This is a genomic window from Microbulbifer maximicatervae (SeqCode) (assembly GCF_052468095.1).
Genome location: NZ_CP174332.1, coordinates 555,554 through 568,532, shown reverse-complemented (window position 1 = coordinate 568,532; position 12,979 = coordinate 555,554). Strand labels below are relative to the sequence as shown.

Annotated in this window: 11 protein-coding genes; 10 read left to right on the top strand and 1 reads right to left on the bottom strand. The window is 46.9% G+C overall.

All coding sequences use genetic code 11. The features are described 5' to 3' along the window. Positions 1 to 21: 21 nt before the first annotated feature. The gene (locus ACJJIL_RS02425) at positions 22 to 924 is read right to left on the bottom strand and encodes a bile acid:sodium symporter family protein (protein WP_413663327.1); all 903 of its coding nucleotides are present in this window, start codon (positions 922 to 924) and stop codon (positions 22 to 24) included. Positions 925 to 1,187: 263 nt separating this feature from the next. Here ACJJIL_RS02425 and ACJJIL_RS02420 point away from each other — a divergent pair, with 263 nt between their 5' ends. From ACJJIL_RS02420 to ACJJIL_RS02375, 10 genes are all read left to right on the top strand, one after another. After that, positions 1,188 to 2,141: a DUF1853 family protein gene (locus tag ACJJIL_RS02420; RefSeq protein ID WP_445361122.1), complete on the top strand. Its 954-nt coding sequence runs from the start codon at positions 1,188 to 1,190 to the stop codon at positions 2,139 to 2,141. Between the two features lie 125 nt (positions 2,142 to 2,266). Continuing rightward, positions 2,267 to 2,824, top strand: coding sequence for a GbsR/MarR family transcriptional regulator (locus tag ACJJIL_RS02415; protein ID WP_445361121.1), 558 nt, complete (start codon positions 2,267 to 2,269; stop codon positions 2,822 to 2,824). A 317-nt stretch (positions 2,825 to 3,141) separates the two neighbouring features. Then, entirely contained in the window at positions 3,142 to 4,530 is a 1,389-nt protein-coding gene (locus ACJJIL_RS02410) for a cytochrome ubiquinol oxidase subunit I (RefSeq protein WP_445361120.1), read from the top strand. After that, a complete protein-coding gene (gene cydB / locus ACJJIL_RS02405) occupies positions 4,527 to 5,546 on the top strand; it encodes a cytochrome d ubiquinol oxidase subunit II (protein ID WP_444918195.1) in 1,020 nt (339 codons plus the stop codon). Before ACJJIL_RS02410 ends, cydB begins: the two co-directional genes overlap by 4 nt. A 145-nt stretch (positions 5,547 to 5,691) precedes the next feature. Continuing rightward, entirely contained in the window at positions 5,692 to 6,444 is a 753-nt protein-coding gene (locus tag ACJJIL_RS02400; RefSeq protein ID WP_444896086.1) for a TetR/AcrR family transcriptional regulator, read from the top strand. A 314-nt stretch (positions 6,445 to 6,758) separates the two neighbouring features. Then, positions 6,759 to 7,010, top strand: a complete 252-nt coding sequence (locus ACJJIL_RS02395) for an HP1242/YdcH family protein (protein ID WP_282931240.1) — start codon at positions 6,759 to 6,761, stop codon at positions 7,008 to 7,010. 83 nt (positions 7,011 to 7,093) lie between these two features. Continuing rightward, the gene (locus tag ACJJIL_RS02390) at positions 7,094 to 7,696 is read left to right on the top strand and encodes a glutathione S-transferase N-terminal domain-containing protein (protein ID WP_413663334.1); all 603 of its coding nucleotides are present in this window, start codon (positions 7,094 to 7,096) and stop codon (positions 7,694 to 7,696) included. A gap of 291 nt (positions 7,697 to 7,987) precedes the next feature. Beyond that, entirely contained in the window at positions 7,988 to 9,571 is a 1,584-nt protein-coding gene (locus ACJJIL_RS02385) for an ethylbenzene dehydrogenase-related protein (RefSeq protein ID WP_445361119.1), read from the top strand. Next, entirely contained in the window at positions 9,571 to 10,212 is a 642-nt protein-coding gene (locus ACJJIL_RS02380; protein WP_445361118.1) for an Lcl C-terminal domain-containing protein, read from the top strand. Before ACJJIL_RS02385 ends, ACJJIL_RS02380 begins: the two co-directional genes overlap by 1 nt. 87 nt (positions 10,213 to 10,299) lie before the next feature. Continuing rightward, positions 10,300 to 12,648: a DNRLRE domain-containing protein gene (locus ACJJIL_RS02375; RefSeq protein WP_444940747.1), complete on the top strand. Its 2,349-nt coding sequence runs from the start codon at positions 10,300 to 10,302 to the stop codon at positions 12,646 to 12,648. Positions 12,649 to 12,979 lie beyond the last annotated feature (331 nt).

The following is a 12,979-nucleotide window of genomic DNA, read 5'->3' as shown; positions in this document are numbered from 1 at the left end:
TTTCGGTAAATGCAACATTTACTACCCTACTTCACCTGCTCCTTCCGTCTCTGAGGCCAGTTTTTTCGTTGCACCACGGCGACCATATAACGCCAAAAGAACGCCAGATGGGAACATCAATACACCGTAAACTGCTGAGGGCACGGACATCTCACTCGAGTGTAAGAGCGTGAGGGTTACCATCATTCCGATGGTACTGTTCTTAATACCGAGTTCCGTTGCAACCGCAACCCCTTCCCGCTTTGGCAGGCCAACAACCCGGCTGATAAGAAGCCCCAATAGCACACCACAGAGATTCAATAGAATGACCGAGGGTCCAGCTTGAACCATCAAGTCTGCAAGGCGATCGCGAATTCCCCAGATAAGGCCTGCTACCAGTGCAAGCAATACAACCCCGCCAAAAATACTGACTATTCCCTCTGCGCGGCGAGCCAGGTGCGGTCTCCAAGCACGAAATAGCATCCCTATCACAACAGGCAAGAGGACAATACTGGATAACATCACCACTGTACTGGCGAATGGCAGAGTTACAGTCTGGTCAGCTCCGAAATAAGTTCGAAGCGCATAATTTGCGAAAAGCGGTAAACTGGCAATAGTAATCAGGCTGGCAGAAACTGTTAATACAATAGAAAGCGCCACATTGCCGCGAGCCATCAAGGTAAACAGGTTCGATGTTGTGCCTCCCGGACAGGCGGCAATAATGACTAGGCCAACAGCAATGGCCGGTGGTAGATTTAAGCCCCAGCAGAGGCCAATTGCTATAGCTGGCATCAGGAGAATTTGGGTAAAAGTTCCGATAATAAGGCCAATAGGCTTTACCGTTACCTGATGGAAATCCCTGGCAGTTAGGGTCATCCCTATTCCCACCATGATGATAAACAGCGAGATAGGCAAGCCGATCGAAATAAGGGGACCTGATTCCATGATTTTCTCCAGTATCAGTCACTGTAAGAAAAATACCCGAGCAAAATCAACTCCCAGATTAAAGCTGGCACTGGAGATGGATAACGAAATCAAGGCAGAAACTCCACTGCCAGGGGACTTATTTCGACATCGGTAATTCGCTGATTTTCTTGGTGCTCGGATCGATTCTTATAAGTGTAATTATTATTTTTAGTTCAGATGGTAAAGCAATCATAGATGATTTCACCAATCTGTCTTGTATTTTAGCAATATACAGAAGTTTAATGACTCAGGAAACGATACAGAAGGCCATGATTTCCTCCCTGAAAAGCGGACAGGTAGATAATTGGGACAACTTAATGTGGTCCGTGGGAAGTTCGGATACTCCCACTAGCGAGGACTCCGTTACAGCTTTTAGTGCAGCTAATCAACTCCCCTGGCTTCTCCCCACGCGACGAACGTCCTTATTGGAATACTTCTCCTGCCCAAAAGTAAAAGATGCACTTTCCCCTGAGTTGGATAATTACCTGCACGAACTCAGCCTCAACAAACCCAATAACCGCTTGGGCACTTACTTTGAAAGGCTCTGGTCATTTGCCTTTGACAAACATCCCGACTACCAGCTGCTCTACCAAAACCTCCCTCTAAGGTCCGGCGGCAAGACACTGGGGGAACTCGACTTCGTCGTGCAACACCTGCCCAGCAACCAGTGTGAACACTGGGAAATTGCCGTAAAATTTTATCTCCAGGTTACCGATATCCATTGGGTAGGGCCTGGAATCAAGGACCGACTGGATATCAAACTGGCAAGAATGGCAGATCATCAACTACCACTGATTGAAATGCCGGCAGTTCAATCAATGCTGAAAAAGCACGGCCTAGAGATAGATCGCCAGTGGGCGCTAATGCCCGGGAGACTATTCAAACCGCTGGATACACTTCACCGGCCCTCCAGTCATGATCTTTGGTGGGTATCGTTATCTGAGTTTCGGTCATTCTCCTTGAGCCAGGCAAACCGCAGTGCTCTCGAGTGGCTGGCACTCCCCAAGCAAGCCTGGCTGGCGCCTCAGAGCAGCACCACCGGCATGACTGCCGATCAATTGCTAGAGGCACTGCTGCCCGAAAGTTTTACCCACCCCCTGTGCATCGCCGCCGTCGATAAAAATGGCGAAGCCTGCAGAGGCTTTATCGTGCCCGACAACTGGTACCAAAGAGCCAAAAGTAGCTTAAGCATATAACCAGCCTCTCCCCAGATCAGAATCAGGGAGCCTTTCGCTGGCCTCACATTATTTTCTAAATTGGTGATTGACATAGATCAATTTACATTTACAATTTTCAGAAATTTCTGAAACTTAAGAAGTAAATGAAACTATCGAGTCAAGCCCAGGCATTCGTACTGCACTTTGGTGAAATGGGTAGCCGCTGGGGATTCAATCGCACGGTCGGGCAAATGTTTGCCCTACTCACCATTCATCCCACGCCACTCAATGCCGAGCAATTGGCCCAGGCCCTGAAGATCAGTCGTGGCAATGTCAGTATGGGGCTCAAAGAGCTACAGGCCTGGCGCTTGGTTGAGCTGCATCATCAACCGGGCGATCGCAAAGATTATTTCACTGCAGCTGGGTCAATCTGGGACCTCGCTCGCACTGTCTTCGAGGAGCGCCGCAAGCGAGAGCTCGACCCTACATTAAGTCTGCTTCGCCAGCTGCTGCTCAATGAACCCCAAGATGAGCTGGATGCCCAGGCACAGGAAAAAATCCAGGAAGTTTACAGCTTGCTGGAGCTGCTCGAAGAATTTGCCAACACACTCAGCAAGCTAGAACACCAGGACCTGCTTAAATTGATGAAGCTAGGCTCCGGTATCGTCAAGCTACTGGAACTCAAAAGTAAGATGACAGGTGGACAGAACACCTCGTACTAGCGAAAAAAACGCTAGTACGAGGAATATACCGCTGCACTCAAAGCGAAATAACACCTTCATCTGAAGCACTTATTCCGGGGAGAAACCCATAGGGCCAAATCCATGGCTAAAAGCCCCGGCATATTTTTAATCCGGCAGCCCATAGTGTTGGATTAAAAACGGCACAAGGCCGTGCCGCTGCCGATCCAAAGTCGGCTCCTGCAGGATTGTATACGCGGGAACACACACCTGCCTCTATATTTTCTTGCAGTGCCGATTAGCACAGGAGGTGCTAATCGGCTCACTGGTTCAAAGATCTCAGACCAGCAGAGGCTCTCATGCTAGATACCCTGATCCTTTCCAGGATACAGTTTGCCGCAAATATCAGCTTTCATATTCTATTTCCAACAATCACCATCGCACTCGCGTGGATCGTTTTCTTTTTTAAATTACGCTACGACCAAACTAATAATCCGGTCTGGATGCGCGCATATCGTTTTTGGGTAAAAGTCTTTGCCCTGACATTTGCTCTCGGCGTAGTGAGTGGCATCACCATGTCATTCCAGTTCGGAACAAACTGGCCCGGCTTTATGGCCCAGGTCGGCAATATCGCCGGCCCGCTTCTCGGATACGAAGTACTTACTGCATTCTTTCTCGAAGCAACCTTTCTCGGCATTATGTTGTTTGGCATTAATAAGGTGCCAAGCAAAATACATACTTTATCTGCCTTTATTGTGGCAACAGGAACCACTCTATCCGCTTTTTGGATTATTGCTCTCAACTCCTGGATGCAAACACCTGCCGGATTCGATTTACGGGATGGAGTCGCCTACCCGGCAAGCTGGATGGAAATTATCTTTAACGCCTCTTTCCCCTACCGACTTACACATATGCTGCTGGCTTCGGGTTTGACGGCATCTTTCTTTGTTGCGGGGATTTCCGCTTATCGGATTCTTAAAGGAGACCCCAAACGCGCGCCCCGGCTCGCCCTTAAAACAGGACTGATTCTCGCTGCCATCTTTATTCCGATTCAAATCTATGTGGGTGACTTACACGGACTCAACACTTTTGAGCACCAACCGCAAAAAGTCGCCGCAATGGAGGGAGTCTGGGAAACAGAGCGCGGTGCGCCCCTGCTGTTATTTGCGATACCCGATGGAGAAGAAAAAACCAACCATTTGGCGATCGGCATTCCCAAGATGGCCAGCCTTATCCTAACCCATGAGTGGGATGGTGAGATCAAGGGAATAAATGAATTCCCCGATAATCACCCACCGGTAGCCCCCGTATTTTTCGCCTTCCGCATTATGGTCGGCATAGGAATATTGATGCTGCTAACCGCTTGGGGAGGGGTCTATCTATTGCGTAAAGGTGAGCTGCCTCGCTGGATGCTCAAAACCCTGGTCGCGATGACATTCTCCGGCTGGATAGCCACTTTGGCCGGTTGGTATGTCACAGAAATTGGACGCCAACCCTGGCTCGTAACAGGAGTACTGAAAACCGCCGACGCTGTTACTCCAGTACCACCTTCTCATGTCGGTTTTTCCCTAACCCTTTATCTGGTTGTCTATGTGATATTGCTCTATGCGTACATAAGAACCCTGAAAGTGATGGCCCTGAAGTCTGTAAAAGTCGAGGAGCTTGAAACTCAGGAACTATTCGCCGGCACTAGCTTAACCAACCGTCCAAAAGATACCGAGAAAAATGACAAGGGAGAAGGCAAATGACCGGTAGCGCTTCTGCAGCGGCCTATTGGCTGCCTGTCGCCTTTGTCGCCCTTATGGGCCTGGCGGTAATAGTCTACGCAATTCTGGACGGCTACGATCTTGGTGTGGGCATTTTGCTCCCCATGGGAGAAGAGGAGGAATCGCAGCGGGATACCATGATCGCATCCATTGGCCCCTTTTGGGATGCTAACGAAACCTGGCTGGTGCTGGCAATCGGTTTGCTCCTGATTGCATTCCCAATCGCACACAACCTGGTGTTAATGCATCTATATATACCAGCTGCGATTATGCTGGTCGGGCTAATCATGCGAGGAGTGGCATTCGACTTTCGTGCAAAAGCTGCCATCGACAAAAAGCTAACCTGGGATCGAACCTTTAAAGCGGGATCTATTATTACCAGCCTTGCGCAGGGGTACATGCTGGGGCAGTACGTGATTGGCTTTAAGCCCGACTGGTCTGCACAGCTTTTTTCAGCGCTCAGTGCTCTGGGAGTTACCGCCGCATATGCCTATATTGGCGGCGCCTGGCTGGTTCTTAAAACCGAGTCGGAGCTGCAAAAACGAGCGACCACTTGGACCCGTTACGCAGGGCGGGCCACCCTGCTTGGGGTGGTTGCAGTATCGGCCATCAATCCACTGGTTAACCCAACCGTATTTGACCGATGGTTTACCTACCCTCTGGTTATGTTTGTACTACTCGTACCCACCCTGTGCTTTATCGCCTTTGTCTCCAATGATGTTCTGCTGGCGAGAATGCCTAAGCCTGCAGACAGACATAAAGCGGTTCCTTTTTTCACGGTCGTCGTTATTTTCCTGATGTGCTTTATCGGCCTGGCCTTCAGCTTTTTCCCTGATATTGTTCCCGGCGAACTAAATATTTGGCAGGCAGCCAGTGCCACCGCCTCATTAAAATTTATTCTTGTGGGTGCGGTAATAGTAGTTCCCGTCATCCTCGCCTATACCGTTTTCTCTTATTACGTCTTCCGAGGAAAGGCGACAGAGCTACATTATCACTAGCTGCATTTCCATTCGGCTGGCAGAAATACCTGCTAGCCGAATTTAATTAATTAAGGTGGAACTACCCCACAAATCAAACAAGTTCTTCTTGCTCGCCCGAATTTGGTACGATTATAATAATCAATTCCAAAAGACAATTTTTTACATGGAAGTAAAGCGTATGCTAGCCCATGGCCAGTACCGCTTGTCTAAAGGGGGAGGTAGTTTGAACCAAATCGATCGACGAGCAATCAGCCGGCGCGACACCGCCAGTCCGCGCAAACCACAACGCAAAAATGGCCGGGAGAAGTATGAAAAGCTTCTTGACGCCCTTGAAGTATTAATTACTGAACAAGACTCTACGGATATTAGCCTCGCAAACCTTAGTCAGGTTGCAGGTGTTCCAGCAGCGTCTGTTTATCATTTCTTCCCAAGTGTAGATGCCAGCTTAACCGCCCTGGCCGAACGTCACTATAAGTCTTTCGGTGACGTAGTATTGGGCCATTCGGATTTTTCTCCGTCAGAAAGCTGGCAGGATATGCTTAATCAGCTGTGCGACCTTGTGCGCGGCTACTATGAAGAGAATCTCGCGGCACTAAAAGTACATTTTGGACCTCAGTCCAGTTGGGCATTACGCCAACTACAAATGGAAAACAATTGGCGCCTGGCAGATACTCTGATCAAAAACCTGTCTCGGGAGTTTGAGTTACCACCCTCTCAGGATTGGCGAGACCGGTTTATGTGTGCCATCAACATTAACGACTCCTTCTGCTCCCAGTCTTATTCCCGCTTTGGAAAAATAACAGAAGACTCCGCAGCAGAGGGGAAACGGGCCGCTGCAGCCTACTTAAAGCTCTACCTCGGTGAGCTTTTGCAGAGGCGCCAATTGCGCTTTGCCCCACTGGAGGCTTCGGCCTAAGCCCAGTAGCAGAACCGCAACAAAAAAGCCCGACAAGTAATTGTCGGGCTTTTTTGTGCCCGTCACTTCCTCCCAGCCCTCTGCTTAAGCCTCACCTGACTAACAATTACCAATAATCAAAAAAAAGAGGGTAAAAAATATTTGCTAATAAAATAGCTTCAACTTTTATATATATCAAATGGCTATATACAAACTTATATTAACTTCACTTTATAACTATGTTGATTAAGGGAAGCAGCGCTAGAATTGCACTTTTGTGACTGGCAAGACTGAACCTACACTTCATTAACTAATATCGATTGTGGAGGTCCCTTATGCCCATTGCTTCACACGAGCTCTCGGTGGATTTCCCAGAATATGCAGACACAATCAAGCAGCTCATCGAAGACGATATTCAATTCAAACTCGAAAACGACATCTACAGCAAACTGGATAAACAAATAAGAGGCCTTCAGGATAGTGGTATTGGCACCGACGACGATCACTATTCCAGCCTCAAAAAACAGAGAGCCTACTTGAAACAGCACCTCTATAACCGCATTACTTCAGTGATTACCCATCACTAAAGTACGCGTTAACAGTTGCTCGTAGCAGCACTGGCGGTCACTGCAGTTGCTGAAAGGGCACGCAGCTAAAAAGAGCTTGGCCTATGCAACTGTACCTGACCTTTTCCTCCCCCTTTGCGCGCAAGGCGCGCATTGTTGTGCAAGAACAGCGTCTGCACTCTGTGGTAACAGAGCATTTCTCTCACCCCTTTCACAATGACGACGAACTTATTTCCAGCAACCCCTTGGGAAAAGTCCCCTGCCTAATCCTGGATAATGGCTCCTCGATCATTGACAGCGAAGTCATCTGTGCATTTCTTGATAAAAGCTTAGGGGATGGTCACTTATCTGCGCCACTGGACAACAATTGGGATCTGTATACTTTTCACAGTGTCAGCTCTGGATTAATGGACGCAGCAGTGCATCTGCAAATGGAAAAGCTGCGCGCACGGGAAGAACTTAGGTCTGATTTTTGGTGGCAGCGCTACTTCAGTGCTATTGAGAGATCTCTAGACTACCTGGAAAAGTACCTGGATCGATTACCCGCCAGTCTTAGCTTGCCACATATTAACTTGTGCTCAGCACTATCCTATCTTGATTTTCGCCATGAAGATTTTGACTGGAGAAGTGACCACCCGAAACTTATGGCCATATCGGAAGATTTGGAGAAAAATGAAAGCCTGAATAAGTGTCAGCTGCATGAGTAGTTACATAATGCGGAATACCAACAAGAATAAGTTATCCCGCTATTTGTTCTGAACAGGTCAAAATACTGAGTAGTACACTATTGGGTCAGGCGGAACGGAGACTCTGCAACCGAGATTCACTGTGATTATATCTCGGTAAGCTCGGGATCGGTATTCATTCTTTATGCGCTTCTACAGCGCAGTGCGTTCTTCCTTTTTAGGCGCCATGACTCCATCAGCAGAATGTAGTCTATTTTAATTAATATAAATGCCACACTTTTTTACTAGCCTGATCCCTTTTGGAATACTCCCATGGCCAAACAACCGAAGAGTACTCTTTGGATAATTCTGCACAGCGTGGCCATTGTTGCAGTTTTATGTAGTCTGCTAACGGGGCTCCGTATCTCCACCTTGACTAAGCCAAGTATTGGAAATATCGAAGAACTTTTACCCCAGGGACAGATTCATGATATTCACTTCTTTGTCGCAATTGTTACTTCAGCCATCCTTCTCTGTTACTTATTCTATAAAGTAACAATTAAATTAAAAAATACAAACTCATCCAGTGAACCTAATAAAACATCAATTAGCTACCATAGAGTAGTAACACGCATTGGCTCATTTTTTTTAACACTCATGATCTTAAGTGGCTGGATTTTATTTATTGGTTCCGGCAATCCTTCTATCTTTCGTCAGGCACACTTTTATAGTGCTTTTGCGATCTTACTTTATATATTTCTTCACGCTGGCGTTTATCTAACAACCTATGGCCTGAAGACTTTGAGTTACTTACTTCCCAATACTCGATCGGGCTATCGAACTTCAATTTTTACCTACTTATCTGTCGGCTGTGTCACTTTATTACTTTGGGTTATTGTTACAAATAACAGTTACCACGATCTTACAGTTGAGAAAATAAGTCCGGAAACCTTTATAAACATAGATGGAATACCCCAAGAATCCGCATGGTCCTCAGCCATATCACTTAAAATCCATACTGACGGAGGTGCTAACTTTATTGATGGTAGCTCAACCGTCAACTTGAGAGCCTTGCATAACCAACAGGAAATATTTTTTCATATCACTTGGGAAGATCCCACTGAAAGCCTGAAACACCTACTACTGAAAAAAGTAGATTCTGGCTGGGAAATACAGCAGCAAGGTTTTCAAAATTTTAATGAAACCCGTCACTATGAAGATAAGTTTGCCATCCTGCTTTCCAATTCCTGTGATTTCGGTGCTTCGGGAACTTCTCACCTGGGTCGCAAACCATCAGCACAGTTACCCGCAAATTGGCATGGCAAGGGCTACCACTACAGCTCATCCGATGAAATACACGATCTCTGGCACTGGAAAGCGGTAAGAACCAATAAAATGCACCTGGCAGATGACAATTATATTGGCAAGCCTGATATTGTAAGGCCAGGAGCACGCCGCTATACCGCAGGATATCTCCAGGATGGCAAAGAGTCCGGGGCATACTTAATGAACTGGGAGTGGTACTCCTCAAAAAACGTTACACCAAAACGACTCCCCAAAAGTCCCTCCAGCCTGACGCCATATCAAAACGAGGATACAAAGGGCGATTGGACTATTTCCTGGTTTGATTACCAGCCATACACGGCTGAAGATGACAATTATCCTATCAATACGATTATGCCTTCAGTCCTCTATACCTCAAATCGCTTTGAGGGAGATCGTGCCGATGTCAGGGCCTATGCTGTTTGGCAGGACGGCCAATGGTCTATGGAGATGGTGCGAAAATTAAATACTGGGTCAGCGTTAGATGTAGCAATAAAAGACGGTATTTGCCTCTGGGTTTCTGCCTTTGATCACTCGCAAATCGCCCACACTCGCCATGCCCTCCCAGTCAAAATCAAGTTGGCAGATCAATAATGTTTGTGCGCATATTTTGGGTATTCATTTTTCCTGCAATCACGGTCTGTGCAGTCATACTGCACCAACCATCACAACCTCTGCCAAGGGAATATCACTTAGTTAAAATTGATAAAAATGGGGAGCCTATCGAGGCTTGGGCAGGCCCCTGGTCCTGTATCTGCGACACCGATACAGGGCTTCTTTGGGAAGTAAAAACTGACGACGAAGGAATTCACGATGGAAGGTGGACCTACTCGTGGTATCAATATGAAGAAGGTATAGAAAATAATGGAGATTGTTATTTTGAAGAAGATCGGTGTGATACCGAGGATCTGATTCGCAATACCAATCAACAGAAATTGTGTGCAACGCAAAACTGGCGGCTCCCCGATACTACAGAGTTACGATCCATTATCCTGCAGGAAAGTAAATCTGGCAGACCTCTAATTGCGACTGAATATTTCCCGAAAACTCAAAGGGGAGATTATTGGACCCGTAATTTTGACAGGCCTTTATATGGCATCTACCAATATCTGGGAACAGGTGCTGGCGCAATCAATTTTATGAATGCAAAAACCATCACAATTCCCTATCGAAACGCCGCTTTCGTTCGTTTAGTCTCCAATCATTCAACGGCCTGTAATAAAGATCCACAATAATTCCGGCGCGCCGCACAAGTCTTTTGCAACTAATCTCTAAAGCTGCTGCGCCTGAAAAGAATAACCACTACTTACAGGAAACCCCCAATGAGACGGTTCTTAAGCACTGCTTTTGCTATCTCGGCTCTATGTTTGGCAATTGATGCCAGTTCAGCAACTAAACACCACAGATTGGCCTGGGATGGTGATGCATCCACCAGTGCCGTTATCGGTTTTTCGCCAGATGGCCACAGTAGTAACCCTTACATTAATTTTGGCTATTCAACCAATGAAAATAGCTGGAGCAGTCAAGGGGTTGATTCTACATCTACCTTCGATGGCAGCTTAGATAGCTACTTTGTCAGATTGGAAAACCTAACACCGGATTCAGCAGTTTACTATCGTGTGTGTGATCAGGACGGCTGTGGCGACCGGTTCTGGTTTAAAACGGCTCCTGCGGAGGAATCTCCCTTCGTCATAGTCGCTGGGGGAGATACCCGCACGGGGCATACAACACGGCGCGAGGGCAATGCTTTACTAGCCAAAATTCGCCCACTGGCTGTTATGCATGGCGGTGATTTTACCAACGCCAACAGTGCGTCGGAAATGGATGACTTTTTACAAGACTGGACGCTGACCTACTCCAACGACGAAATTGATGGCTATAGCTATCAACGTATTTACCCTCTAATACCTACCCATGGAAATCATGAGGATGACAACTATTCAACCACCTGCCAGGTCTTTGGTGTGGACTTCAATGCGGATGGTAGTTGTAGCCCCAGTGATACCTACGGCGCAGTACAAATTTCCCCCCTATTGCGTGTCTACACACTAAACAGCCAGTTTCAAGAAAGCGGCTGGTCATCTTATGCTACCGCCATGAACAATTGGCTTGAGAGTGATTTAGCAGGGACTGGCGCCTACAGTCACTGGCGCTTTGCCCAGTACCACAAACCCATGTTCCCCCACTACAGCGGTAAATCTGACAACCCCACATTATTTAATTGGTGGGCACAACCCTTTTATGACTACGCCATGAATATGGTGGTCGAATCAGATACCCATCTCACCAAAGTCACCGAAGTCGTTGCCCCCAGTAATAGCGATTTTTCAACCAACGAAACCGGCGGCACCGTTTACGTTGGTGAGGGAAGCTGGGGAGCACCAGCTCGCTCAGCAAATGATGCCAAGTTTTGGACCATAGATATGGCCAGCATCCAGCAGTTCAAAGTTATCCAGGTCAGCTTTGACCAACTCACTGTACGCACAGCACAGTTCGATAACAGCGCAAGTACTCTAACACGAGAAGATCGAGCCAATAATCCTCTTGTATTACCGGAAAATATCAATTGGTGGAGCGCCAACCGAATTGGTGAAGCTATGGTTCTCGCACAAAATAACGTTGGCAGGAGCGTTATGCTTGAGGACGACACTGGTAATGGCGAACTGTCACTACCAGTGACTGATGACACATTTATTTCATCGCGCTACTCTTCCAGTAATTTTGACAATGACTCAGATGGACTTCTCGCAGATGGCAGTGATAGCACCTATGGAACGCTTTACTCACTGATTAAATTTGATCTCTCCAATTTATCTCACTGCTCGACGATAAATTCAGTTGAAATCGAATTTAATATCACCAACCGGTCCAGTAATAGTTACGGTATTTACTTGGCTGAATCCAACTGGAGTGAGGAATCAGTCACCTGGGATTCTGTCGGTGGATCAACGGTGCTTTCACAGTTGTTCGCCAGCTTTACCCCGTCGTCTACTGGTACCCAAGTGGTGAACTTGAGTTCATCAGGTCTTCTGGATAGTTGGCTGAACAATGAAAATACTGGCTTGGTCATTGCCTCACTGAGTGGCAGTGATGGGGTAGATATCTCTTCACAAGAAACCGGTATTGCCCCAGCCCTCAGGGTAACCGCCGATTGCAGCGATTCTATTAGTGAAGAGGTATCTCAAGTTGCTTCAGACGATGTGTTTATTTCATCCAGAAAAGAGGATGATAATTTCGATGGTGATAGCGATGGACTCCTCGCCGACGGCAGCGATCTAACCTATGGAACTCTCTATAGCCTCATTCGCTTTGACTTATCAGATTTAAGCTGTCGCCAGTATATTGATGCGACACTCGAATTGAATGTAACCAATACTTCCAGCAATAGCTACGGCATTTACATGGCAACACAAAGTTGGCGGGAAGAGTCGGCCACTTGGGATTCTGTCGGAGGTAGTTCTATTCTCGGACTTCAAGTGGGCAGCTTTATCCCCTCCTCTACCGGCCGACATCTCATTGACCTGGGAGCCTCAGGAATCGTCGACAGCTGGTTAAACGATAATAATAACGGCCTGGTCATCGCATCGGAACGGGGCATTAACGGTCTGGATTTAAGCTCCAAAGAGAGCGGGCAGAGCCCTCTTCTTACCTTACAGACACTCTGCAATTAATTGCCTTCAGGGCTCTCTGTCCGGAGAGCCTTATTTATCCCGTTCTGTGTATCTTATTTCTCCAACAGTGGTTTAGATTTACAATCCAAATTTTTTGGCACGAACTTCTTCAAAATATAAAAATATCAACGTCGCCCTACCCCAAAACCATAATTCCTTTAAATAAAAGAACCAGTAATTAAGTTTACCAATCTACCTTATTAATTCCTTTTAAACCTGACGCTATAAAATTTATATACTATTAACCCCATATCCAAGACTACGCTTCAGCCAAAGGGCAAAAGAAATCAGCGGTAAGGAATAGAGTCAGGTATTTCATCATCAAATAAAT

Coding starts and splice junctions, on each gene's coding strand:
- ACJJIL_RS02375 (WP_444940747.1), top strand. CDS start 10,300: ATGAGACGGTTCTTAAGCACTGCTTTTGCTATCTCGGCTCTATGTTTG.
- ACJJIL_RS02420 (WP_445361122.1), top strand. CDS start 1,188: ATGACTCAGGAAACGATACAGAAGGCCATGATTTCCTCCCTGAAAAGC.
- ACJJIL_RS02410 (WP_445361120.1), top strand. CDS start 3,142: ATGCTAGATACCCTGATCCTTTCCAGGATACAGTTTGCCGCAAATATC.
- cydB (WP_444918195.1), top strand. CDS start 4,527: ATGACCGGTAGCGCTTCTGCAGCGGCCTATTGGCTGCCTGTCGCCTTT.
- ACJJIL_RS02400 (WP_444896086.1), top strand. CDS start 5,692: ATGGAAGTAAAGCGTATGCTAGCCCATGGCCAGTACCGCTTGTCTAAA.
- ACJJIL_RS02380 (WP_445361118.1), top strand. CDS start 9,571: ATGTTTGTGCGCATATTTTGGGTATTCATTTTTCCTGCAATCACGGTC.
- ACJJIL_RS02395 (WP_282931240.1), top strand. CDS start 6,759: ATGCCCATTGCTTCACACGAGCTCTCGGTGGATTTCCCAGAATATGCA.
- ACJJIL_RS02385 (WP_445361119.1), top strand. CDS start 7,988: ATGGCCAAACAACCGAAGAGTACTCTTTGGATAATTCTGCACAGCGTG.
- ACJJIL_RS02390 (WP_413663334.1), top strand. CDS start 7,094: ATGCAACTGTACCTGACCTTTTCCTCCCCCTTTGCGCGCAAGGCGCGC.
- ACJJIL_RS02425 (WP_413663327.1), bottom strand. CDS start 924: ATGGAATCAGGTCCCCTTATTTCGATCGGCTTGCCTATCTCGCTGTTT.
- ACJJIL_RS02415 (WP_445361121.1), top strand. CDS start 2,267: ATGAAACTATCGAGTCAAGCCCAGGCATTCGTACTGCACTTTGGTGAA.